We start from the raw sequence: 24290 nt of genomic DNA on the forward strand, positions 1-24290 counted from the left end.
TGTTGGAGCATGATCTTTTCCGAAAACCGGTTTCCACTTTTCGGGATCATGCTCTAATGCATCCGCGGTGTTGGGCCCTGGCCCTTGTCGTCGATGACGGTGCCACGGCTGAAACGGTCGAGCGTGAAGGGCGCGTTGAGATCGTGCGGCGCGTCCCTGGCGATGGTGTGGGCAAAGCAGAAGCCGGAGGCCGGCGTCGCCTTGAAGCCGCCGTAGCACCAGCCGCAATTGAGATACATGCCGGGCAGGGGCCCGGTCGTGATGATCGGCGAGCCGTCCATCGACATGTCGCAGACCCCGCCCCATGAACGCAGTACGCGGACGGTCGCGAGTGACGGAAACAGCGCCAGCATTTCGCTCATCACTTCCTCGACGATCGGCAGGCTGCCGCGCTGGGCGTATGAATTGTACCCGTCGAGGTCGCCGCCATAGATCAGGCCGCCCTTGTCGGACTGGCCGACGTAGAAATGGCCCATGCCGAAGGTCACCACTGTATCCAGGAATGGCTTCAGCGATTCCGACACGAAGGCCTGGAGTACGTGGCTCTCTATTGGCATGCGCTCGATGCCGGCAAGCTGCATGACGCGTCCGGTGCTGCCGGCAACCGCGACGGCCACCTTCCTGGCACGGATCTCGCCGCGGCTGGTGGTGACGCCGGTGACCCGGTCACCGTCGCGCAGGAAGCCGGTGACTTCGCAGTTCTCGATAATGTCGACGCCGCGTCGGTCGGCACCGCGGGCATAGCCCCAGGCAACCGCGTCGTGCCGTGCAGTGCCGGCGCTCTCCTGGATCAGTCCGCCATAGACGGGGAAACGCGCCGACTGCGACATGTCTAGTCCGGGCACGCGGCGGCCGATCTGGGCGGGCGTCATCAACTCCGCATCGACGCCGAGATGGCGCATGGCGTTACCCTTGCGTGCCAGGTCGTCGAGCTGTCCCGGCGTATGCGCGAGGTTGAGGACGCCGCGCTGCGAGAACATGACGTTGTAGTTCAGTTCGTGGGAGAGGTTCTCCCACATCTTCATCGAATGTTCGTAGAAGCGGGTGTTCTGCGGCAGCAGGTAGTTGGAGCGGACAGCTGTTGTGTTGCGGCCGACATTGCCGGAACCAAGATAGCCTTTCTCCAGCACCGCCACATTGGTGATGCCGTGTTCCTTGGCGAGATAGTAGGCTGTCGACAGCCCGTGCCCGCCGCCGCCGATGATCACCACATCATAGCATGCCTTGGGGCTTGGCTTGCGCCATGCCGGCTTCCAGTCGCGGTTTCCGCTGAGCGCGTTCCTGAGAAGCGAAAAGGCCGAATATTCCGCCATCCTGCAAATCATCCTATGGGCTGTGTGCGGACACTACAGGCAGCTTCCAGAATTCAAAGCCAATATTCCGCCATTGCTTTTCGCTAGGCCGACTTTCCCACCAGCCCATCCGGCCGGCTTGCCCGGCAGGTTGGCCATCTTTATCAATGGCACGCCGTGAAATTGGCAAACAGACCGTGAGTCGCTGACAAACCATGCTTTTCTCCGCAGTCCGGCGCATCGGCGCCACCCTGTTCATTCTCGCAGCGGTGCTGCTGTCGCAGGCCGTCGCGCAGGATCTCGGCAAAGCGCCGGCCGGTGTCATTGCCGACCAGCAGGAAGTCATCACCAGCCTGTCGGCCAAGGTCGATGCGCTGCAGAAGAAAATGGATGCCAGCGCCGAGGACGATGCCGGCCTTGTCGATATCCGACTTCAACTCGAGCAGCTGTCGCGCGAATTGCTGCAAAGCGGCGTCGCATTCCGTCCGCGCCTGACCGAAATCAACACGCGGCTGGAGCAGCTTGGCAAGCCACCGGCGGAAGGCCAGCCGCCTGAACCTGCGGTGGTGACAAGCGAGCGGGAAAGCCTGACCGCGGAGAAGACCGAGATCAACGCTGTGCTCGGCGTCGCCGAAAATCTCTCGATCCGTATCGACAAGCTGATCAGCCAGATCACCGAGGTACGGCGCGACCTGTTCCAGAACCTTTTGACCAAGCGCTACCAGATCAATTTCGCGCTGGCCTTCGAGGTCATCGACGCATTCAAGACCGAGATGAGCGACCTCTACCGCACGGTCTCGTCCTGGGTTCGTTTTGTCGCCAGCTTCAAGCTCAAATCGATGCTGGCTGCGACCTTCTTTGCACTGGCCGCCGCGGCTGTCATCATCGTCGGTGGCCGTCGCATGTTCGGCCGGATGTTCGAGCCCGACGGCAGGGTCGAGGAGCCGTCCTATCTCAGCAGGCTGTCGGTCGCCTTCTGGTCGACCTTGATGCAGTCGGCGGCCCTCGTCGCGTTCCTTGGCGTCACCTACTACCTGTTCGACTATTTCGAAGTGCTGCGCGGCGACATCGGCGCAATGCTGTGGTCGCTGTTCTATGTCATCGCCATCGTCTTCTTCGTCTCGCGCCTGGGCATGGCCGTGCTTTCGCCCCGGCTGCCCAAATGGCGGCTGATTCCGGTCGAAAGCGGCGCGGCGCGCTGGCTGATGTTGCTGATCACCGCCACCGCCTTCTTCACCGGCCTCGATTATTTCCTGAGCTCGGTCTACCAGGTGCTCGGTTCACCGGTGGCTTTGACGGTGGGCGAGGCGCTGACGTCGACCGTGGTGATCGGCGTACTGGTCATCCTCATCGGGCTGGTCAGACCGTTCGTCGATGAGGACGGCCGTCCGAAGCCATGGCCGCGCCTCTTCCGCTATATCGTGCTTGCCCTGGGTGGCGTCACCATCGCCGCGGCCTTGCTGGGCTACATCGGCCTGGCGCGCTTCGTTTCGCAGCAGATCGTCGTGACCGGCACCATCCTTGCGACGATGTATATCGGCTTCCTGTCGTCCCAGGCGATCAACGAGGAAGACGCGTTCATCAAGACGACGGTCGGACGCCGCATCAAGCGGATGTTCACCCTCGACGATGCGACGCTCGATCAGCTCGGCCTCGTCACCAGCATGGTCATCAATCTGCTGGTGCTGATCGTCGGCGTGCCGCTGATCCTGTTTACATGGGGATTCCAGCCAGGCGACATGGTCACCTGGCTCTATCGCATCGGCTCCGGTTTCCAGATCGGCAGCTTCACGTTCTCGCCCGCCGGCCTTCTTTCGGGCGTCTTGGTCTTTGCCATCGGCTATTTCGTCACGCGCTGGTTCCAGGGCTGGCTGGATGGCTCGGTGATGGCGCGCGGCAAGGTCGATGCCGGCGTGCGCAACTCGATCCGGCTGGCCGTCGGCTATGCCGGCGTGGCGATTGCCGGGCTGATCGCCGTGTCGGCGGCAGGTATCGACCTTTCCAATCTCGCGCTCGTTGCCGGTGCGCTTTCCCTCGGCATCGGCTTTGGCCTGCAGAACGTGGTGTCCAACTTCGTCTCGGGCCTGATCCTGCTTGCCGAGCGGCCGTTCAAGGTCGGCGACTGGATCGTTGCCGGCCAGGTCTCGGGCACGGTCAAGAAGATCAGCGTGCGTGCCACCGAGATCGAGACGTTCCAGCGCCAGTCGGTAATCCTGCCGAATTCCGACCTGATCAACAGCGCCGTCGGTAACTGGACCCATCGCAACAAGCTCGGCCGCGTCGATATCAAGGTTGGCGTCGCCTACGACTCGGACGTCAAGCGCGCCCATGATGTCCTGCTCGACATCGTGCGGGCGCATCCGATGATCCTGAAGAATCCGGAACCCTTCGTGCTGTTTGCCAATTTCGGCACGGCGGCGCTGGAGTTCGAGATACGCTTCTTCCTCGCGGACGTGACGGGAAGCAATTCGGTCCAGAACGACATTCGCTTCGCCATCCTGGAGGCATTCGAACGCGAGCATATCGATATCCCGTCGACACCGCGCGCGCACGACATCAAGCCCGCCGAGAAATGGCCCGCCGATGACGAACAGGCCGAAGCGCTGGTCGCGGAGGTGGAAGAAGCGCGCAACAAACGGGCTGACGAAGCTGCCGCCAGGCGCAAGCCGGGAAGGAAAAAAACCGATCCGGAATGAAACGGTGGGGCTGCGATAGCCAATTGTGGCATGAACAAGGCATTCAGTTGCCGTTCAGCTTCGAACTCATATAAGCTCCCTTGCAAACGGCGAGAATGCCTTGCGAAAATGAACAGAGGCGGTGGAAACACCGATGATGAGAATGAATAGGTTTCTTGTCGCCGCAGGCGCGCTCTTCCTGGCCATGTCGGGCGCGGCGCATGCCGCGAGCGCGGTAAACCTCGATGCCGAGCCGCGCACGCTCATCGTGACGGAGGGCGGTTCCAAGACGGAACTCGCTCTAGCCGCAGGCGAGACGGTCGAATTCTGCTCGAATGGCTGCTTCGTGACGATGCCCAATGGCGACCGCGAAGCGCTGACCGGTGCGGAAACGGTGGAGATCTCGGGCGGCGTCGCCCGCATCAAGTAAGATCGCGTGCCATCGCTGGTGAACTGATCGAAGGCCGGGCGGATGCTCGGCCTTTTCCGTATTTCGCTAATGTCTGTTTAAGCATGACCGAGGAAATGACTGGCGCGCCTCCAGCATTCGGCTGCCACCTTAACCATCCCGAATCCGGCTGCCCGCTATAGCGTACTGGTGGGGGTCCGGAGGGTTGATGCCGTCCGGCAAGGGCAGGGCAGGCATATCGATGGACGCGCGATCAGAAAACAGCGCAATACCGCTCGCGGTCGATCTCGACGGTACGCTGATTGCGACCGATTTGCTTTGGGAAGGCTTGTTTGCCCTTCTCAAGAAGAACCCCCTCAGCATCTTTCTGGTGCCGTTCTGGCTGCTTTCGGGGCCAGCCCGGCTGAAGCAGGCGATTGCATTGGCCATCAACATCGATCCGGCAACGCTGCCTTACAGACCCGAAGTCCTGAAACGGCTCCGCGACGAGCAGGCCAACGGCCGCAAGATCGTGCTCGCCACCGGCACTCCGCGCAAATTTGCCGACGCGATTGCCCGGCATCTCGGTTTGTTCGATGCGGTGCTTGCCAGCGACGGCGACGAGAACCTGACCTCCGAGCGCAAGCGCAACGCTCTGGTGGCGGCTTATGGCGACGGCGGTTTCGACTATGCCGGCAACAGCCGCCACGATCTCAAGGTATTCGAAGCCGCGCGCGAGGCGATCGTCGTCGCACCCGACCGCGCCGCCGCGCGCTGGCAGGCAAGCCACGGTTCCGAACTTGTCGTCGTGCCGAAGCCGGACGTGCGCACGATCCTCAAGATGCTGCGTGTCCACCAGTGGCTCAAGAATTCACTGATTGCGGTGCCGCTGGTGCTGGCGCACAAATATTTCAACGTCGACATGCTGGTGCCGGCCTTGCTGGCGTTCATGTCGTTCTGTGCGGCTGCATCGGCCATCTACATCATCAACGACTTTTTCGACCTGACACTCGACCGGTCGCACCCGACCAAGCGCGATCGGCCATTCGCCAGCGGAAAGCTGTCGATACCATTCGGGCTCGCCTCGGCGACTATCCTGCTCGTCGTCAGCCTGGTGACGGCTGCCTTCACGTCGATCGAATTCGTCGCCGTGTTGCTCATCTACCTGATCGCCACGACCGCCTATTCCCTGTCGGTCAAGCGCATGCTGCTGCTCGACGTGTTGACGCTGGCGGGGCTCTATACCCTGCGCATCCTGGCGGGTGCGGCAGCGACCGGCGTCGACGTGTCGTTCTGGCTGCTTGCCTTTTCGATCTTCTTCTTCCTGTCGCTGGCGCTGGTGAAGCGCTACGTCGAACTGCGCTCGTCGACGCTGAACGTCGGCGAACGCATTGCCGGGCGCGGCTACCGCATCGAGGATCAGGAGATCGTTGCGCAGGCGGGGATGGCGTCGGCGTTTTCGTCGGTGCTGGTTCTGGCGCTCTACATCGACAGCAGTGCCGTGCGCGAGCTTTACCGCCAGCCCTGGCTGATGTGGCCGCTGGCGCCCATCGTGCTTTACCTCACCATGCGCGTCTGGATCCTCGCCCGCCGCGACGAACTGCACGACGATCCTGTCGTCTTCATCATTCGCGACTGGCGCAGCCAGATCGTGGTTCTTATCGGCGCTGCCTTGCTTCTGGTCGCGGGGTGGTGAGCATGGCGGCTTGCGACTACCAAAGTTTCGGCCGCGCCAACCCAGGCGCACGCAGTGCAATCGACGTGGCCGAGGCGATGCAGATGCTGACCAGCGGATCGGTGCGCGCCGCGTCACTGCTCGCCTATGGCAACGGCCGAAGCTATGGCGACAGCTGCCAGAACAGCGGCGGCGCCGTCGTCGACATGCGGCCGCACCATCGGATCCTTTCCTTCAACGCCGAGACCGGCGTGCTCGAGGCCGAGGCAGGGGCGCTGCTCGCCGACATTATCGCGGCCGGGGCACCGCACGGCTTTTTCCCCGCCGTGGTGCCCGGCACCCAGTTCGTCACCCTCGGCGGCGCCATCGCCAACGACGTCCACGGCAAGAACCATCACCGCCGCGGCAGCTTCGGCTGCCATGTCGAGCGTCTGACGCTGCTGCGCTCCGATGGCCGCACCTATGCCTGTTCACCTACGGAGAATGCAGGGCTGTTTTGGGCGACGATCGGCGGGATGGGGCTGACCGGCATCATTCTTTCCGCCGCCATCCGTCTGATGCGCGTGCCGTCGCTCGACATCGCCGAGACGGTCAAGCCGTTCGGCAGCCTGGATGAATATTTCGATCTGGCGGAAGCTGCCGACCGCGACAACGAATATGCTGTCGCCTGGATCGACCAGCTGGCGGGCGGCAAAAGCGCCGGGCGTGGCCTTTTGCTAGCCGGCAACCACGCGCCCCATGGCGCGCGCGCGGCCGAGCTGGGAGCGGCAAGATTGTCGGTGCCATTCCAGCCGCCGCTGACCCTGCTCAACCGGCCGTTCCTGAAGCTGTTCAACGCCGCCTATGGCTGGCGGCGCGGTCGGGTCTCTGCAAGCCAGGCAGGTTACAAGAAATTCTTCTTTCCACTCGACAGCGTGGCCGGCTGGAACCGGCTCTACGGTCCCAATGGGCTTTTCCAGCATCAGAGCGTGGTGCCTGTCGAGGTCGCGCGCGAGACCATATCGGCATTGCTGGCGGCGACCCGCCATGCGGGACAGGGTTCGTTCCTGACCGTGCTCAAGCGTTTCGGGGCACAGCGCTCGCCGGCGCTGATGTCGTTTGCCCGGCCCGGCTATACGCTGACGCTGGATTTTCCCAACCATGGCCAGCGCACGCTCAAGCTTCTGGCCGAACTCGACCGGATAACGGTCCGCGCCGGCGGTGCGGTCAATCCGTACAAGGACGCGCGCATGTCGGCCGCGACGTTCGCCGCCTCCTTTCCGGATTGGCAGCGGCTGGAGACGATGCGCGATCCCGCCTTCATGTCGGATTTCTGGGCCCGCACCGCGGGTCGACTGGGCGCGCGCAACGGTGAGGCGGCGCAAGCGGCCGAGTAGGTCGCAGGCGATCGTCAAGGGAAACGCGCAGGTGTCTCAAATTGTACAGAAAGTTTCACGGAATATTCGCGGCTTGCCGCTAGCTTGCGAAGAGAACGGATAAAGCAATGAAATACCTGCCCTTCATTCTTTTTACGGTGATGACCAACGCAGCTGCGCAGCTGATGCTGAAGCAGGGCATGATGTCGCTTGGGGCGGTATCGTTCGAGGGTGCAAATCCCCTGGTAAAGCTGCTTCAGATCGTTTTCAGCCCATGGGTCTTTGCCGGACTTCTGACCTTCGTCATCTCGATGGCATCGCACCTCTATGTCCTGTCGAAGGTCGAGCTCAGCTTTGCCTATCCGTTCCTCAGCCTGGCCTATGTCGCCGTCGCGGTGTTCGCATACTTCGTCTTCCGCGAAGACCTGAATGCCTGGCGGATCGCCGGCATCGCCTTCATCTGCGTCGGCACCGTGCTCATCGCCCAGAGCGGCCGTGACCACGACGAAACGGTCGTCACCGCTTCTACAGAACCCACCAAGACAAGCGAGCTCGTGCGATGAGACACGTCATTTTCGGAGGCGACGGCTTCGTCGGTCGCCATCTTGCGCCCAGGCTGATCGCCGACGGCGAGGAAGTCATCGTCGCCGACATCGTCAAGAGCGAGCTCGCGCACTATCACAATGCACGTTTCGTCAACTGTGATGTCACCGAACCGGCATCGATTGCAGCGCTCGGCCTCAAGGTCGACGACATGGTCTACAACCTGTCGGCCAAGATGCTGTCGCCGATCCAGGTGAGGGCAAAGCGGCACGAGTTCTTCTTCCCGGTCAACTATTTCGGCACCGAGAACATCATCAAGGCGATGGACCATGCGGGTGCGTCGAAGCTAGTGCACTACACGACCGACATGATCTACGGCCACACGGTTACCTACCCGATGACTGAGGAGCATCCGGTGGCGCCGCTTGGCGAATACGGCTGGTCGAAGCAGAAGACCGAGGAACTGGCCGTGGTCTGGCGTGATCGCGGCATGAACATTTCGCTGTTCAGGCCGCGCCTGATCATCGGCCCCGGCCGCCTCGGCATCCTGGAAAAGCTGTTCAAGCTGATCGACTGGAACCTTCCCGTGCCGATGATCGGCTCAGGCCGGAACCCGTATCAGTTCATCTCGGTGTTCGATTGCGCGGAGGCGGCACGCCTCGCCTGGAAGTCAGGCGTTCCCAACGAGGCCTACAACCTCGGCTCGCTCAACCCGCCGCCGGTGCGCAAGCTTCTCGGCGATCTGGTCAAGCACGCCGGCTCGAAGTCGATCCTGCTGCCGACACCGGCCTGGGCGGTCAAGCGCACGCTCGACCTGCTCGACCTCATGAACATGCCGATCATGGACCCCGAGCAGTACCTGATCGCCGACGAGGAATGCGTACTCGACGTCACCAAGGGCGGGCGCCAGCTCGGCTGGGTGCCGAAATACCGCGACGAGGACATGCTGATCGCAGCCTACAAGGAATATCGCGCCAAGAAGGCCGGCGTCGCGGCCGGCGCGCACCACGCCCCGGCCGAATGAAGGATATGACCATGACGCTCGTTACCAAGCCGGATGCAGCCAACTCCCGCGCTATTGCCGGTGCTCCCGCGATGGCGGCCACGGCGGTCGCCAAGCCGAAGCTGATGACCGTCGAGCAGGCCAAGGCGCTCGACGTCGCCAGGATGACCGACCTGTTCAAGGCGCATCTCAACCCGGGCCAGCTGCACTTCATGAAGCTGCTGGGCTTCCACAAGATCAAGATCGAGCGTGCCGAAGGCATGCACTACATCGACCAGAACGGCCGCAAGATCCTCGATTTCTTCGGCGGCTTCGGCTCGCTGGCGCTTGGCCACAACCACCCACGCGTCGTCGAGGCACGCAAGAGATTCCAGGACGAGAAGCGCCACGAGATCGGAATCGCCTTCATGTCGCAATACGCCTCGGCACTGGCCTACAACCTGGCGCAGATATCGCCAGGCGATCTCGATATGGTGTTCTTCGGCTCGTCCGGCTCGGAAGCGATGGAAGCGGCGGTCAAGCTCGCCGAGCGCGCGGCGGGCCCGGCGCGTCCCAAGATCGTCTATGCCGAGAACTCGTTCCACGGCAAGACAAAGGGCGTGCTCTCGATCACCGACGGTGCGCTCTATCGCGGCGAATTCAAACTGACCGACAACACCGCACGCGTGCCCTTCGGTGACATCGATGCGGTCGAGAATGCCTTCCGCTCCGATCCGGCAATCGGCGCCATCGTGCTCGAAACCATCCAGGGCGGCGGCGGCATCAACCAGGCGCCGGCGGAATACTGGCAGAAGCTGCGCGCGCTCTGCGACAAGTATGGCGTGATCTGGGTTGCCGACGAAGTGCAGTGCGGCGTCGGCCGCTCGGGCCGGTTTTACGCATTCGAGCACTACGATGTCGTGCCCGACATCACCGCCGTCGCCAAATCGCTCGGCGGCGGCAAGGCGGCGATGGCTGCGATGATCGCGCGCCGCGACGTCTACATGAAGGCCTATGGCACGCCCAAGACGGCGATGATCCACGCGATGGCGACCTTCGGCGGCATCGGCGAAGGCTGCATCACCGCGATCGAGACGCTCAACGTGCTCTACGACGAGGACCTGATCGAGAATTCGGCTGCGACCGGCGCCTACCTGCTGGAGCGGCTGGAAGAGCTCAAGGCTAAATATCCGAAGATCATCAAGGACGTGCGCGGCAAGGGCCTGATGGTCGGCCTTGAGTTCCACGACTTTTCGCAGACGCTTCCGATGGTGTTGCGCCCGGTCGTCAGCGTGCTCGACGACAAGCTGAAGGGGTCTCTTTCGGGCTTCGTGGGAGCGCTGTTGCTGCGCGACTACGACGTGCTGGTCGCCTTCACCGAGTACAACCGCAACGTCGTCCGCCTTCTGCCGCCGCTGACCTGCAGCCGAGGCGACGTCGATGTGCTCATCCAGTCCCTCGACAGTCTTCTCGGTCGCGGCATCGTCGCCATCGTCAAGGATTTCGTGAAAAGCCAGGTCAGTTGACGCACAGGCCGGCGGGAAATTCGAAATGATGGCTAGCGACGGCACGGTGATGGGTTGGGCACTGCGGACGGGCATCGTCCGGTCGTTCACCCAGGCGGCGGGTAGCAAGCGGCTGCTCGACCGTTTGGCCGTGGCATTCTTCGCCGTCGTCTGCCTCGCCATCTCGGCCTACGCGCTGGTCCGGCCCGATTACAATTGGGACATGGTTGCCTATGTCGCGACGGCTCTCGAGGATCGCCACAGTGATCCGGTCGAGCTGCATGCCGAAACCTGGAGGTTGATTTCCGAGCGCGCAAGCGAATCCCAGCTCTATGCACTGCAACAGGGCAACCCGTACAACCTCAACCAATGGCAGAACCCTGCCGACTTCCAGTCGCAGCTTTCGATGTACCGGGTGAAGGTGGGTTACATCGCGATGTTGCGTACGCTCGAGCCCGTCGTCGGGCTTGTCAATGCCGCCATGTTGCTGAGCATCCTGCCGTCGCTGGCGCTCGGCGCGTTCTGCCTCTTCTGGCTGGCGAGGGAAGATGCCCTGCAAGGGGCATTCGTGCTCGCACCGCTGCTGGTGCTCGCCGACTATGCCCACATGACCACGGCGGTCGTCCCTGACATGCTGGTGTCGCTGGTCTCGTTCGTTGCGGTCTATCTGCTGCTCAGGAGACGCGATCTCACAGCCTGCTTGCTGCTGTTCGCGTCGGTGTTCCTGCGGCCTGACAACATCATCCTGGTCTTTGCGCTGCTGCTGACGGCCATTGCATTTGGTTGGCGCGTTTTTCCACTTCTCGTCACCTTCGTGGCCGCGCTGGCCGGTGGCATGATCGCCGCCAAGTTCGGCGGCCATCCTGGCTGGTGGGCGCATTTCTATTTCTCATGCGTCCAGATCCAGAATTCGATGGCGAACTTCCATCCGGACTTTTCGCTGATCGATTTTGCCCGGGGTTATATCAGGGGTGCGATCTTTGCCGTGATGGACAATGAATGGCCGGCGATCTTTGCCCTGCTGTTGGCCGGATGGGCGCTGCTCGGTCGCGCTGGACGGACGGGCGGCGACCGTGAAAACGCACTCGTCTTTGCGTTGGCAATCGGCACGCTGGGCAAGTTCGCCAGCTTTCCGCTGCCCGACGACCGTTTCTATTTCGTCTTCATCGGTGCGATGAGCATGGTGCTGGTGACGATGTGGAAGCCGCGTTTCGACGTTGCTGGCGCCCGCCGCGGCTAGGCCCGGCACGTCCTGAGCGCAGATTTCCCGAAAGGATCAGATGGCGTCCGCAAGCGTTGCGGCGAGTGCCGCCGATGCCGCCGACATCGTCAGGGCGATGGGCAGCCAGTTCTTCGACCGCGTGGCATCGATGGTGAAAAAGTTGAGCGGGAAGAGGTGCCGGTGGGCGCCTGCTCCGCCAGCCTCACGCGGTGCTTCCATGAAGCATTCCTCGTCGAACCAGGCCCAATCGTCGGCCCAGGTCCAGCAATCGTGCTTGCGGTAGACGTTGGCGACCTCGTCGGCGAACGCCTTGTCGGTGGGCAGCCTGATGTAGCTGCCAGGCGCTGTCGAGAAATGGCGCATGGCCAGCGGCAAGGCGCGTTCGGTGCAGTAGTTGGACATCCACAGCCGGAAGCCGATCTTGTCGCGCAACAAGTTCAGCGCGCGGAAGACCTGGATATGCTCCTCGTGGCCGTATTCGCCCCACGGATTGTGGGTAAACACATTCATGTCGGGCCGCAGGCGCTGTTCCAAACTGTCGCAGATGATCTGGAAATTCGCCTCGTAGGTCGCGGCGACACTTGCCGCGGCGACGCGCTGGAGCTTCACCGTCGGCAAGGCGGCCATAGACTTGCGCGCCAGCCGCGTCATCGCCCGCCGGTTCGCCTCGATACTGAAGCCAATGCCGAAATCGGTCAGCGCCGGATCGGCCCAGTTGGCGCAGCCATAGGCGCCGGATTCGCTGACATCCAGGCAGGAGACCTTGTCACGCGGATATTCGGCGAGCGCCGCTGTCCGGGCCTGTCCAAGCCCCGGCTGCGCCCAGAATTCGCGATAGACGATGATGACCTCGTCGGCGTCGCGCAGGATCGAGTTGAACCACAACAGTTCATCATCCGGGTGCGCCCCGACGATGACCGAGTTCTCGAGAAATTCCGGTCTAGTCCGCATCATTCGCCCCCAATTTGCCGGACGAGTTCCCAGGCTCGTCGGCCTTGTTGCGCAGCCTGCGCAATTGTTCGCGCGCCGCGAAGGCGGCTGCACCAAGCCTGCCGCGCCAGGTCGCGTTCTCGCATACCATCCAGATGGGCGTCTCGACCGTGCCGAACTGCTTCTTGAACGGTTCGTCTCCGATGGTGAAGTCGTATATCTTCCCGTCGTTTGCGATCCAGTCTTCGATCATCCGGTCATACAGGATCAGTCCCGGGGAGTGGCGACCGTGGACGCCGTAGTCGCAGCCGATCAGCAGGTAATTGAAGCGGCCGGCGGCCGCGATGCCGAAGGCGTAGCCGATCTTTTCGTCACCGATGGCGATTTCGTAGGTGCGGGCAAATCCCGTCGCGGCACCGTTGACGGCGACCTCGGTGTAGAAACGCTCGACTTCGGTGGCCTGGATCAGGTCGCCGTCGAAGCGGCCCGCCCTTAGTCTGGCAAGGTGAGCGATGCCGGTGCGGATTTCGGCCGACTCGGACAGCAGTCTGACGCCCGCGCCTTGCTGCTTGAGGAAGCGCTTTTTCTTGCGGTCGAGGATGCGGCGGAAGCTGCCGTCGAGCGCGGTTTCGCGCCAGGCCGCAAAGTCTCCCTGCAACACTGCGGCATGTGCCGAAAAATCCAGCTTGCGCGCTTCTCCGCCCAGGAGCGCTTGCCAGACCGCGACGTGTTCGGCCCGTACGGGGCGGATGCGCAGGATGTCGTAGGCGGGCAGCGCGGCGTGGATGGCCGGTGCAAGCTTCGGGCCATTCAGCAAGGCTGGCGCGGCCACCGGGGCGGCATAGTCGCTGACGCCGAGATCGCAGCTTTCGAGCAACGTGACACCGGTATGCCGCCGCCGGATCATCGGCAGGACGAATACGAGCCGGTGGGTTGCGGCGTCGCGGCCAGTGATGACAATCTTCTCGGCGCCACGATGCTCGGCCAGGCGACGGTAGAAACTGTCGAGCCAGAGCGGGTGCTGGAAGGCCGTGGCGTCGGAGGCGGCGTAAAGCCGGGCATAGTCGTCAGACAAAAAGTCGAAATGCGGTTCCAGCGAAATGGCCGGCGCCGGTAGCGACTTCTGAGAATGCGCGACATTGAAGCCCTGCACGATGGCAAGCCTCTCCCCCTGACTTCAGGCGGTTGTTAGCAAACAAACGACAAAGCGCAGTTAACGTAGCCGCGCGACTTGCCATCGAGTGGCGAAGTCCTAGTCAATTTTCGCGAAGTCGCGCGGCTCTTTGGCAATGTCGCAAACAGGCTGCAATCGGCCGGAACCGCCCTATAGTCTGCCGGCAAAAATATCATCTCGGAGTCGAGGGCAATGGCAGAGTTTCCGAAACATGCGAAGGTCGTCATCATCGGGCTTGGCGGTATCGTGGGCGCATCCATTGCCCATCACCTGATCGAGCGTGGCTGGGACGACATCGTCGGCATCGACAAGTCCGGCGTGCCGACCGACATCGGCTCGACGGCGCATGCTTCCGACTTCTGCTACACCACCAGCCACGATTTTCTCTCGGTCTGGACGACGCAATACTCGATCGATTTCTACGAGAAGATGGGCCACTACGCCCGCATCGGCGGGCTCGAAGTCGCCCGCACCGGCGAAAACACCTGGATGGAAGAGATCAAGCGCAAGCTTTCCTCCGCCAAGGCGTTCGGCACGCGCGCGCACTATGTCTCGCCCTCCGAGATCAAGGCGATGTTCCCGCTGATCGAGGAAGATCAGGTGATGGGCGGCATGTTCGATCCCGACGCCGGCCTCGTCATCCCGCGCTCGCAGACGGTTGCCGGCAAGCTTGTCGATGCTGCCGAAAAATCCGGCAAGCTCCAGGTCTTCGGCAACACGCCAGCCACCTCGCTGATCGTCGAGAAGGGCCGCATCAAGGGCGTCGTCACCCATCGTGGCACGATCATGGCCGACCATGTCGTCGTCTGCGCCGGCATCTGGGGCCGACTGATCGCCGAAATGGTCGGCGAAGACCTGCCGGTCATGCCGGTCGACCATCCGCTCACCTTCTTCGGCCCGTACAACGAGTTCGAGGGCACGGGCAAGGAAATCGGTTTCCCGCTGCTGCGCGACCAGGGCAACTCCGCCTACATGCGCGACACCGGCGACCCCAAGACCACCGAAGGCGGCCAGATCGAGTGGGGCTATTACGAGACCACCAATCCGCGCCTCTGCCATCCGCGCGAAATCCTCGAAAAGCACGTGGCGCGCCTTTCGCCCTCGCAGCGCGACCTCGACATGGAGCAGATCATGGCGCCGCTGGAGCGCGCCATGGAGCTGACGCCGATCCTCGGCGAGATCGGCTACAATGAAAGCCATTCCTTCAACGGCCTGCTTCAGGTGTCGGCAGCCGGCGGCGCCTCCTGCGGCGAGAGTCAGAAGGTGCGCGGCCTCTGGTACTGCGTCGCCATCTGGGTCAAGGACGGTCCCGGCTACGGCAAGCTGATCGCCGACTGGATGACCGACGGCCGCACCGAGATCGACCACAATTCGATCGACTATGCGCGCTTCTACCCGCACCAGCTGGAAGAGAAGTTCATCGAAGGACGCACCTTCGAAGCCGCCCAGAAGATCTACTTCCCGGCCGTGCACACCCGCGAGCCCTACGGCACCGGCCGCAACGTCAAGCGTTCGCCTTTCTACGAGCGCGAGGTTGAGCTCGGCGGCCACTTCATGGAGCTGGGCGGTTGGGAGCGTGCGCATGGCTACAAGGCCAACGAGCACCTTCTGGAGAAATACGGCAACCGCGTGCCGGTGCGCGAGAACGAATGGGACAGCCGCCACTTCTGGCGTGTCTCCAACGCAGAGCACCTGGCGATGAGCGAGGATTGCGGCATCGTCAACCTCTCGCATTTCCACATGGTGGATATCGAGGGTCCTGATCATGTCGAGCTGCTGGAATGGCTCTGCGCGGCCAAGATCGGTGGTGACGGCAATATCGGCAAGGGCGTCTACACCCACTTCCTCGACGACGAGGGCATGGTGCGCGCCGACTTCACCGTCTTCCGCATGGCCGACCGCTGCCGGCTCGTGAACGGCGCCGATGCCGGTCCGCGCGACTTCCACTACATGAAGCGCGTCGCCGAGGACCGAGGCCTCGACGTCACGATTGCCGACGTTTCGGAGAAGTTCATCACGATCGGCATCTGGGGGCCGAATGCCCGCGAGACGCTGAAGAAGGTGGTCGCCGATCCCGCTGGGCTCGACCAGGAAAACTTTGCCTTTGCGGCGATCAAGCAGATCGAGATCGCCGGCAGGCCGGTCACCGCCTTCCGTATCTCTTATGTCGGCGAGCAGGGCTGGGAACTGCACATGAAGTACGAGGACGGTCTTGCCGTCTGGGATGCGCTGCGTGCGACCGGCGTGATGGCCTTCGGCGTCGAGACCTATGCCAATTCGCGCCGCATGGAAAAGAGCCTGCGCCTGCAGAATGCGGATCTGCTGACCCAGTACAACCTCATCGAGGCCGATCTTGCCCGTCCGAAGGTCAAGGACGCTGACTTCCGCGGCAAGGCCAAGCATCTGGAATACAAGGCGCGCGACCACCAGCCCGCCATGCTCTGCACGCTCGTGATGACCGAAAACACCGACAGGAACGGCGTGAAGCGCTATCCGGTCGGCACGCTGCCGGTCATGGACCCGGTAACCGGCGAGGTGCTGGTCGATGAACTCGGCCGCCGTTCCTACACGACCTCTATCGCTTTCGGTCCGACCATCGGCAGGAACATCGCGCTGGCCTACCTGCCGCACGCTTATGCCCAGGAAGGCCGCAGGCTGAATGTCGAATATTTCGGCGAGACCTATCCCGTCGAGGTCGCGGGCGTCGGCTACAAGCCGCTCTATGACCCGGAAAACCTCAAGCCGCGGAGCTGAACACTGGCTTGTTGGGCCGGTGGAAGGCCTCGTTTGAACAGCACTTCGCAACAATGTGAATGAAAAGCCCGGCATTCTTGCCGGGCTTTTCTTTTGAAGTTGAGGATTCTCGCTTACCCTCAAAGAATGTCTGCTGTGGCCAAAGCTCTTCTCGCAGGCGGTGCCGCAGTGGCGCTGACGCTTGGCCTTGCGTCCCAATCCCTTGCAGTCGAACAGGTCGATGTCGAACTGGTGCTTGCCGTCGACGTTTCGCTGTCGATGTCGCCCGACGAACTCGAGATCCAGCGCCACGGCTATGCCGCCGCCCTGACGCATGAACGCGTCCTTCAGGCCATCGCCGAGGGTGCCCATGGCAAGATCGCCGTCACCTATGTCGAATGGGCAGGATCGACCTCGCAGATCGTCATCGTGCCTTGGACGGTCATTGCCAATCGCGCCGATGCCGAGCGCGTCATACGCCAGCTCACGGCCAAGCCACCCAACAGCGCACGCAGGACCTCGATATCCAGCGCGCTCGAATTCGGCAGCGATCTTTTCGCCGAAAGCGCCTTTCGCGGCATGAAGCGGGTGATCGATATCTCAGGCGACGGGCCGAACAACCAGGGGCCGCCGGTCGACCTCATTCGTGACGGGGTGGTGGCCCAGGGGATCACCATCAACGGGCTGCCGCTGATGACCAATGGCGGCTTCGGCAATGCCTATGATGTCGAGGACCTCGATCGCTATTACGCCGATTGCGTCATTGGCGGGCCGGGCGCTTTCATGATCCCGGTCAATGAGTGGTCGCAGTTCCCCGAAGCGATACGGCGCAAGCTGGTGATGGAACTGGCCGGGCCGGCTTCGCCGCAATGGGCCGCCGAAGAGGCTGCATACCCGCCCGTCGTGCTTGCCCAGGCGCGACCGAGATACGATTGCCTGGTCGGCGAGAAGCTCTGGCGCGACCGCTCCTGGCTGTGGGACAGCCGCTAGAATCTCGAGTGTCGCCACACAAGCGTCAAGGTTGAGGGGCGGAACGTCCCCTGAACCACGGACGTTTGGGAGGATACTCGAATGGTGAAACGCCAAGCAGCAATTGCAGCCATCGCCTCGGTGTTGATGGTGGGCACCGCCAGCGCTCAAGACTATGAGGACGAAACGGCCTGCGAGATGTACGAGCACGTCTCGTTTCGCGGGCGCGTCCTGCCAATGGCGTCAGGGCAGTCCGTCAGTTTCCGCAACGGCCAATTCTGGAACGACAGGGTGTCCTCGGTGCGTGTTGCCCCAGGCTGTTCGCTCGTCGTCTACCAGCACACCCGGATGCGCGGCGCATCGCAGGAGTTTTTCCGCAATGTGCGTTCGGTCCGCGGCTGGAACGACCAGATATCGTCGGCCGAGTGCATCTGCGACGACCAAGGCTACGACGACTACCAGGACGGCGGTTACGACGACCAGTAGGCTCCGCTCACGCCGCGATCAGTTGCTTGCGGTCGAGGCGCTCCTGCTGCGGCGAGCGGGCATAGAGCTCGCGGTAGCATTTGGAGAAATGCGAGGCCGAGACGAAGCCGCAGGCGACTGCGACCTCGACCACCGGCATCGATGACTGGATCAACAGGTGCCGGGCACGGTCGAGCCTGATCTCGAGATAGTAGCGGGCAGGGGACCGGCCCATCTCTGTCCGGAAAAGGCGTTCGATCTGCCGGCGCGACAGGCCGACATGGTCGGCGATCTCGATCAGCGACAGCGGCTCCGACAGGTTCGCCTCCATCAGTTCGATGATGGTCAGCACCTTGGAGTTCTGCACGCCGAGGCGGGCACGCAGCGGCAGGCGCTGGCGGTCGGTGGGGCTGCGCACGCGGTCGGTCAGCACCTGTTCGCAGATGCGGTTGACGAGATTGTCGTCGAAGTCGTCGCCGATCAGCTTCAGCATCATGTCGAGCGCGGCGGTGCCGCCGGCGCAGGTGTAGATGTTCTGGTCGACCTCGAAGAGGTCGGCATAGACATTGGCCTTGGGGAATGCCTCGGAGAAACCGGGCAGGTTTTCCCAATGGATGGCGCAGCGCTTGTTGGAGAGCAGGCCGGCATTGGCCAGGACATAGGCCCCGGTGCACAGGCCGCCGACGGCGACGCCGCGATTGTATTCCTCACGCAGCCAGGCGAAGACCGACTTGTTGGTGTAGGTCTCGACATTGATGCCGGTGCAGACGATGACCATCGAGGGGCGCTCGGGCCCGGCCATCTTCTTGCGTTCCTCTTCGAGCGAGGTGTCGACGGCGCATTCGACGCTGTTGGAAGCGCGCACCGCCTTGCCGTCGATGCTGGCAAGCCGCCATTTGTAGGCTTCGTAGCCGAGCATGCGATTGGCGATGCGTAGCGGGTCGAGGGCGGTTGCAAAGGCAACCATGGTGAAATCGGGTACGAGGAAGAACACAAGCGATCGTTTGATCGGATGTCTGATGGCGTTCAAAGGAACCCTCACGCTGACCGGAAACGGCGCGAACCTGATGTCGCGAATAGCATAGCGACAACAGCAAATTCCCTTGCTGTCAATGGGGTTGGGGCTGTCGCTAAAATTAAATCTGCGACATGCATACCCCGCGTCGACTGATTTTCGGCAGTGTGGCGCTTGTGAGGCGACAAGCTACGAAAAAACCGCCGCTCCGGACTTGGGCCGGAGGGCGGTCAGGTCTCGATCCGCGGGAGGGAGCGGATCGGTTCGAATTCAGCCGACGAGCATGCCAAGGCGATTGGCGGCCAAGGCTCCGGTCTGGCCGGGCATGGTCTTGGCAAGGCGCTGGCGCTCGATCGCGGTCGAAAGCGTTGCGTTGCGGCTGATGCCGAACAGGCGGGCGAAAATCTTCATGACACGTCTCCATGCATCGAGGTTACACGGGGTGCCTTCGCGCTCTGGAGTGGGGCAGCTCGTTTGATGATGCGCATATAGGGCTTGGACTGGGCCCGGTATGCTGCAAAAGCGAAGCGGCGAGCGACAAAAGCGACATCGTTTCCGAAGGGTTCGATCTCAGGTGTCAGCCGTCGGAAAATATTCAATGTTTACAGCGGTTTGGGTGGTTGGTTGGTGGCCATGCATACAGGTCGCATTTGGTGTGCAGCGATTGCATGGCTGGTCGGAAAGCGGCTGCGCTATCGGACCTGCCGATCCTGGTGCGGCAGGCCCCTTTCAGTCGCGCTCAGTGCACCTGGCCGCTGTTGCCCCGACGATAGCCGGTTTCGGAATCGAATGCCTCGGGCCAGCCGATGTCCTTCTGCAATTCGAGCGGAAGAGAGCGGACCGACCGTGCGGTGTGGTAGCGGGCGCGGGCTGCGTTGAATTCGCTGGCGATACGACCGATCGATGAAAGAATGGACATTGCGGTAACCTTTCCTCTTGGGCCGGTTCAAGGCCGGCTTTAGGTGCTCGCCCGGTGGGCACCGCTGCTTGCAACCGTCTCGCGCACTCTTGCGCTTCTTCTTCCGGGCAATCTCGATGCTGGGCTCATGTCCCGTGCCTCGATGGAGTTGACTATCGCTCGAACATGAGGTTCAATCAAACGAAATGAAATGATGTGTTCGATCAGAAATATTGAAGGACGTCGGTCATGAACGCACCACTCAATCATCCTCTGCCACTGCTCGACCTCGATGTGCTGCGCACCTTCGTGGCGATCGCCGAAACCGGCAGCTTCACGACGGCTGCCAATGCGGTGTTCCGCACGCCGTCGGCCGTTTCGATGCAGATCAAGAAGCTCGAGGACATCCTCGGTCGCTCGGTGTTCCTCCGCGACGCCCGTTCGGTGGCGCTGACGACCGATGGCGAGATGCTGCTCGGCTATGCCCGCCGCATGCTGGCGATCAATCGCGAGGCGGTGTCGAAGTTCATCATCCCCGACATCGTCGGCGTGGTGCGGCTGGGATCGCCCGACGATTTCGGCGAGCGCGTGCTGCCATTCGTGCTCAAGCGCTTCGCGCAGACGCATCCTGCGATCGCCGTCGACGTCATCATCGACCAGAGCAGCAATCTGCGCCGGCGCATGGACGACCGCGCACTCGACATCACGCTGCTCACCAACGCCTGCAAGGCCAATGCTTCCGGCGCCGAAGTGCTGCTGACCGAGCCGATCGTATGGGCCGGCACCAAGGGCGGCTGCGCGCATATGCGCGAGCCGTTGCCGGTGTCGCTGTGGGAAGAGGGCTGTGCCTGGCGGGCAGGGGCGCTGGAGGCGCTGGGCCGCGAGGGGCGCAACTACCGCGTCGCCTACATGAGCGCGCATACTGCAGGCCAGCGCGCGGCGATCCTTTCAGACCTTGCGGTTGCGCCGTTGCCGAAATCCTTCCTTGGGGAAGAGCTCGTCGAACTCGGCCCCAAGGACGGCATGCCGGAGATCGGCAACTACAGCCTGGCGATGATCGTGGCGCCGGAAGCCAGCGCGCCGGTGAAGGCTGCCGCCGACCACATCCGCGCGGCATTCGAAACCTTCAATCTTACCGGCAAGTTTTGAAGTTCAGCGCCTGACCGATACCACAGCCCAGCGATAAACCTTCGCCATCGTTGATGGCGGCGGGTTCCAGTCGAGGTCGCGCTGGATCTCGGGCGGCAGCGCATTCATGATGCGTGCGGTCCTGCGCTCGCTGCGTGCCTGCTTGTAGCGGGTACCGAGGCGGCCGAGGTCGTCGAAAAGAGGCATGTGCCTGTCCGTCGATTTGCCTGGTGTTCTGAGGATCAGCCAGCGCGACGCGTCGCCATGAGCGCCCATTGCAAGCGCCGGTCGGCCGCGGCAGGCCGGCCGGCGCTGCGACTGCGGAAGGCCAGCAGGTGGACCTTTTCGGCGAAGGTCACGCGCAACGTGCTTTCCGCCTGTCGAAGGCGATCACGTTCGACATCGAAGCCAGCGGACCGACCGGCCAGCCAAGCTCGATCTGGATGTCGAGCGGTAGCTTGTTCATCAGCAGTGCTACGCGACCATATTTGTGGAGCTGGCCTGCGGTGCCCGTGCCATGACGAGACGGCCCCTCGATCCAGCCGAGTTCGACCTGCAATTCGCGCGGCAGGCCGTTCATCATCTTTTCGACGCGCCCGTCGCGACGGGCATGCCTGAGCACGGCGCCAAATTGATGGAACTCACCGATGATGGACATGGAGCGTCTCCTGGAACTACGGGTCGGCGGCGCTACGCGAGACTTGATACGCCTCCGACCGGGCAGAAGTTTATGTTCGCTTCTGTTTCACTTTGATATCGCGTAGACGCATTTCTGTTTCAGGATGGGAGGATTCTGAAACAGAGCTGCATGCCGGACAGGCTCAACGTCGCGCCAAGAAGGCCGAATGGAGCGCCCTGATCTGCTCATCGCTCCCTGCCGGCCAGCCGATGTCCTTCTGGATCTCAGGCGGCAGGCTGTTCAGCCGGCGCAGCGACCTTGCTTCCCGCCGCGCCCTTCGGATGTCGGCTCCGTAGCGACTTATCGAACCAATTATCGACATAGGTGTCTCCTTTTCATCGTGAGTGCCGATGCAGGGACGTCCGCAGGCGGCAATTGACGAGCGGAAACTAGTTCGTATTTGTTTCGAGTCGATTTCGTTTCAACGCAAGATTGTGCCGGAATGGTTGCGCAATGGAAACATGCCCGATACAGGCATGCTAACATAAAAGCGCTTCGGCGAGGCATCAAATCCCCGCCGAAGCCGCTGGCAACTGCAATGACAGTTCGCTTAGTCGCGGGCCCGGCGAGCCGCGCGTTCCTCGCGAGAACGGCGCCGCGGAGAGGCGTCCGCGGCCTCGCCTTCCGCACCGGCAGCTTTGCGCGGCGGCAGCTTGACCTGCTCGGCGAGCCGCGGGAACGGATCGACCTTGTTGGGCAGGGCCATGGCGTTGATGAACAACTGCTGGAAATGCGGTTCGAGGGCGGTCTCGATCTTCTCGATCTGGCCGACTTCCTTTTCGATCTCGCGGCGATGGTCGCGGTTGAGCAGCGCCATCAAGGCGCCGGTGCCAGCGGCGTTGCCGACTGCCTTGACCTCGTCGAGGACGCAGTCGGGGATCAGTCCAAGCACCATGGCATATTTCGGATCGATGAAGGAGCCGAAGGCGCCGGCGAAACGGATCGTGTCTACGGTCTCGATGCCCTGCTTTTCCATCAGCAGCTTCACGCCGGCATAAAGTGCTGCCTTGGCCAATTGAATGGCGCGGATATCGTTCTGCGTCACGGTGATGCGCGGTTCGCCCTGGCGGCCTTCGCGCAGCAGGTAGGAGAAGGTTCGGCCGTTCGGGATGATGCGCGGGCTTTTGGCTGCGAGCGTACCGTCGACGACGCCGTCCTCGGAGATGATACCGGACAGGTACATCTCGGCCACGACCTCGATGATGGCCGAGCCGCAGATGCCGGTGACGCCGGTGGTCCACGACTCTTCCTCGAAGCCCTCTTCGTCGGACCACTTGTCGGTGCCGATGACGCGGTATTTCGGTTCCAGCGTCTCGGGATCGATGCGCACGCGCTCGATGGCGCCGGGTGCCGCGCGCTGGCCGGAGGAGATTTCGGCGCCTTCGAATGCCGGGCCAGTAGGCGAGGATGCGGCAACGACCCGGTTCCTGTTGCCAAGGATGATCTCGGCATTGGTGCCGACATCGACCAGCAGCATCATCTTGTCCTGGCGGTAGGGTCCTTCGGCGAGTGTCGCGCCGGCGGCGTCGGCGCCGACATGGCCGGCGATGCAGGGCAAGGTGTAAAGGCGTGCGCCGCGATTGACCTCGATGTCGATCTCATGCGCCCAGAACTGCAGCGCGCCCGAGACGGCGAGCGCGAACGGCGCCTGGCCGAGTTCGGTCGGGTCGATGCCGAGGAACAGGTGGTGCATGATCGGGTTGGCGACGAAGACGCAGTCGAAGATGTCCTCGCGGTTGGCCTGGCCTTCTTCGCAGACCTTGCCGATCAGCGAATTGACCGCCTCGCGCACGGCCTTGGTCATGGCCTCGCGGCCATCCGGGTTCATCATCACGTAGGAGACGCGGCTCATCAGATCTTCGCCGAAGCGGATCTGCGGGTTCGACGTGCCCGACGAAGCGGCAATGCGGCCTGACAGCAGCGAAACCAGGTGCATGGCGATGGTGGTCGAGCCGATATCGCAGGCGATGCCGTAGGCCTCGTTCTTGAGGCCGGGGAAAAGGCCGATGATGAAAGGCCGCGACGAATCCATGTCGCGGTGGACCACGGCAGTCACGCCCCATTTGCCCGGGCTGACTTCCGGCTGGTCGGGCAGCTTGGTACGCAGGATCTTCTGGACCTGGGGGATGAGGTGGGGCGCGACCAGCAGGTCTTTCCAGCCCCAGTCCTTTTCGAGCGCTAGCTTGAGGCGGTCGAGGTCGCCGAGCGGCTTGTGCATGTCGGGCTCTTCCAACTCGACATAGCAGAGCTGGACGGCGGCATTGCGCTCGATGACGCGGTCGGTGGCCGCCTTGCGCACCACCTGGGCGTTGATGACGGTATCCTGCGGCACGTCGATGACGAGGTCGCCGACGATCATGGCCGAGCAGGACAGCCGGCGCCCCTCGGGCAGGCCGCGCACGCGCTCGTAGCGCTCTTCCTTCGGACCCTTTGGCGAGATGTGGTCGTTGGACGAGACGATCTTGTGCTTGGCGAAGTTGCCTTCCTGGACCTCGATCTGGCAGCGTCCGCAGGTGGCGCGTCCGCCGCACACGCTCTCGACATAGACGCCGAGCTGGCGTGCGGCATCCAGGATGGGCGTTCCCACCGGAAACCGTCCGCGCTTGCCCGATGGCATGAAGAGCACCAGCGGATCGGTGATGTTGGCGGGCGAGTTCATGGC

Annotated in this window: 21 protein-coding genes; 12 read left to right on the top strand and 9 right to left on the bottom strand. The window is 62.7% G+C overall.

Annotation, left to right across the window (positions count from 1 at the left end; translation table 11 throughout):
• Positions 1-53: 53 nt before the first annotated feature.
• Positions 54-1313 (bottom strand): sarcosine oxidase subunit beta family protein, encoded by a 1260-nt coding sequence (locus O1Y97_RS13440; protein ID WP_318761346.1) that lies wholly within the window; start codon positions 1311-1313, stop codon positions 54-56.
• A gap of 194 nt (positions 1314-1507) precedes the next feature.
• On the opposite strand from O1Y97_RS13440, the gene O1Y97_RS13445 reads away from it, so the two are divergent.
• The 8 genes from O1Y97_RS13445 to O1Y97_RS13480 all read left to right on the top strand — a co-directional run bounded on the left by O1Y97_RS13445 (position 1508) and on the right by O1Y97_RS13480 (position 11655).
• A complete protein-coding gene (locus tag O1Y97_RS13445; protein WP_318761347.1) occupies positions 1508-3988 on the top strand; it encodes a mechanosensitive ion channel family protein in 2481 nt (826 codons plus the stop codon).
• A 142-nt stretch (positions 3989-4130) separates the two neighbouring features.
• Positions 4131-4397, top strand: coding sequence for a hypothetical protein (locus tag O1Y97_RS13450; protein ID WP_108607777.1), 267 nt, complete (start codon positions 4131-4133; stop codon positions 4395-4397).
• Between the two features lie 220 nt (positions 4398-4617).
• Positions 4618-6051 carry a UbiA family prenyltransferase gene (locus O1Y97_RS13455; protein WP_318761348.1) on the top strand — a complete coding sequence of 478 codons (1434 nt, stop codon included), beginning with the start codon at positions 4618-4620 and terminating at the stop codon, positions 6049-6051.
• A 2-nt stretch (positions 6052-6053) separates the two neighbouring features.
• Complete coding sequence (locus O1Y97_RS13460) at positions 6054-7406, top strand: FAD-binding oxidoreductase (RefSeq protein WP_318761349.1); 1353 nt, start codon at positions 6054-6056, stop codon at positions 7404-7406.
• Between the two features lie 107 nt (positions 7407-7513).
• Positions 7514-7948, top strand: a complete 435-nt coding sequence (locus tag O1Y97_RS13465; RefSeq protein ID WP_108607780.1) for an EamA family transporter — start codon at positions 7514-7516, stop codon at positions 7946-7948.
• Positions 7945-8952, top strand: a complete 1008-nt coding sequence (locus tag O1Y97_RS13470) for an NAD-dependent epimerase/dehydratase family protein (protein WP_318761350.1) — start codon at positions 7945-7947, stop codon at positions 8950-8952. The genes O1Y97_RS13465 and O1Y97_RS13470 overlap by 4 nt, the downstream gene beginning before the upstream one ends.
• Before the next feature lie 71 nt (positions 8953-9023).
• On the top strand, positions 9024-10436 hold the full coding sequence (locus tag O1Y97_RS13475) for an aspartate aminotransferase family protein (RefSeq protein WP_318764209.1): 1413 nt from the start codon (positions 9024-9026) through the stop codon (positions 10434-10436).
• A gap of 25 nt (positions 10437-10461) precedes the next feature.
• Entirely contained in the window at positions 10462-11655 is a 1194-nt protein-coding gene (locus O1Y97_RS13480; protein WP_318761351.1) for a hypothetical protein, read from the top strand.
• 36 nt (positions 11656-11691) lie between these two features.
• Here the strand turns inward: O1Y97_RS13480 and O1Y97_RS13485 are convergent, their stop codons facing one another.
• Both O1Y97_RS13485 and O1Y97_RS13490 read right to left on the bottom strand, forming a co-directional pair.
• Positions 11692-12591 carry a hypothetical protein gene (locus O1Y97_RS13485; RefSeq protein ID WP_318761352.1) on the bottom strand — a complete coding sequence of 300 codons (900 nt, stop codon included), beginning with the start codon at positions 12589-12591 and terminating at the stop codon, positions 11692-11694.
• Entirely contained in the window at positions 12578-13720 is a 1143-nt protein-coding gene (locus O1Y97_RS13490; RefSeq protein ID WP_318761353.1) for a GNAT family N-acetyltransferase, read from the bottom strand. Before O1Y97_RS13490 ends, O1Y97_RS13485 begins: the two co-directional genes overlap by 14 nt.
• A 213-nt stretch (positions 13721-13933) precedes the next feature.
• Between O1Y97_RS13490 and O1Y97_RS13495 the strand changes: the two genes are divergently transcribed.
• From O1Y97_RS13495 to O1Y97_RS13505, 3 genes are all read left to right on the top strand, one after another.
• Entirely contained in the window at positions 13934-16495 is a 2562-nt protein-coding gene (locus O1Y97_RS13495; protein WP_318761354.1) for a GcvT family protein, read from the top strand.
• 126 nt (positions 16496-16621) lie between these two features.
• On the top strand, positions 16622-17464 hold the full coding sequence (locus O1Y97_RS13500; protein WP_318761355.1) for a DUF1194 domain-containing protein: 843 nt from the start codon (positions 16622-16624) through the stop codon (positions 17462-17464).
• A gap of 81 nt (positions 17465-17545) precedes the next feature.
• Positions 17546-17929: a beta/gamma crystallin domain-containing protein gene (locus O1Y97_RS13505; RefSeq protein ID WP_318761356.1), complete on the top strand. Its 384-nt coding sequence runs from the start codon at positions 17546-17548 to the stop codon at positions 17927-17929.
• A 7-nt stretch (positions 17930-17936) separates the two neighbouring features.
• On the opposite strand, the gene O1Y97_RS13510 is transcribed toward O1Y97_RS13505, so the two are convergent.
• The 3 genes from O1Y97_RS13510 to O1Y97_RS13520 all read right to left on the bottom strand — a co-directional run bounded on the left by O1Y97_RS13510 (position 17937) and on the right by O1Y97_RS13520 (position 19842).
• A complete protein-coding gene (locus O1Y97_RS13510) occupies positions 17937-18875 on the bottom strand; it encodes a GlxA family transcriptional regulator (RefSeq protein ID WP_377864515.1) in 939 nt (312 codons plus the stop codon).
• A gap of 318 nt (positions 18876-19193) precedes the next feature.
• On the bottom strand, positions 19194-19334 hold the full coding sequence (locus O1Y97_RS13515) for a hypothetical protein (RefSeq protein ID WP_183260583.1): 141 nt from the start codon (positions 19332-19334) through the stop codon (positions 19194-19196).
• A 328-nt stretch (positions 19335-19662) separates the two neighbouring features.
• Positions 19663-19842: a hypothetical protein gene (locus O1Y97_RS13520; protein ID WP_108607785.1), complete on the bottom strand. Its 180-nt coding sequence runs from the start codon at positions 19840-19842 to the stop codon at positions 19663-19665.
• Positions 19843-20070: 228 nt separating this feature from the next.
• Here O1Y97_RS13520 and O1Y97_RS13525 point away from each other — a divergent pair, with 228 nt between their 5' ends.
• Positions 20071-20970, top strand: a complete 900-nt coding sequence (locus O1Y97_RS13525) for a LysR substrate-binding domain-containing protein (protein WP_318761357.1) — start codon at positions 20071-20073, stop codon at positions 20968-20970.
• Positions 20971-20973: 3 nt separating this feature from the next.
• Here O1Y97_RS13525 and O1Y97_RS13530 read toward each other — a convergent pair whose 3' ends face one another.
• The 3 genes from O1Y97_RS13530 to O1Y97_RS13540 form a co-directional block, all read right to left on the bottom strand.
• Positions 20974-21156 carry a hypothetical protein gene (locus O1Y97_RS13530; protein WP_318761358.1) on the bottom strand — a complete coding sequence of 61 codons (183 nt, stop codon included), beginning with the start codon at positions 21154-21156 and terminating at the stop codon, positions 20974-20976.
• 148 nt (positions 21157-21304) lie between these two features.
• On the bottom strand, positions 21305-21607 hold the full coding sequence (locus O1Y97_RS13535; RefSeq protein WP_318761359.1) for a hypothetical protein: 303 nt from the start codon (positions 21605-21607) through the stop codon (positions 21305-21307).
• 571 nt (positions 21608-22178) lie between these two features.
• Positions 22179-24287 (bottom strand): ASKHA domain-containing protein, encoded by a 2109-nt coding sequence (locus O1Y97_RS13540; protein WP_183260588.1) that lies wholly within the window; start codon positions 24285-24287, stop codon positions 22179-22181.
• Positions 24288-24290: the final 3 nt, after the last annotated feature.

Origin of the sequence: Aminobacter niigataensis, from assembly GCF_946995915.1 — a bacterium.
Taxonomy (GTDB): domain Bacteria; phylum Pseudomonadota; class Alphaproteobacteria; order Rhizobiales; family Rhizobiaceae; genus Aminobacter; species Aminobacter niigataensis.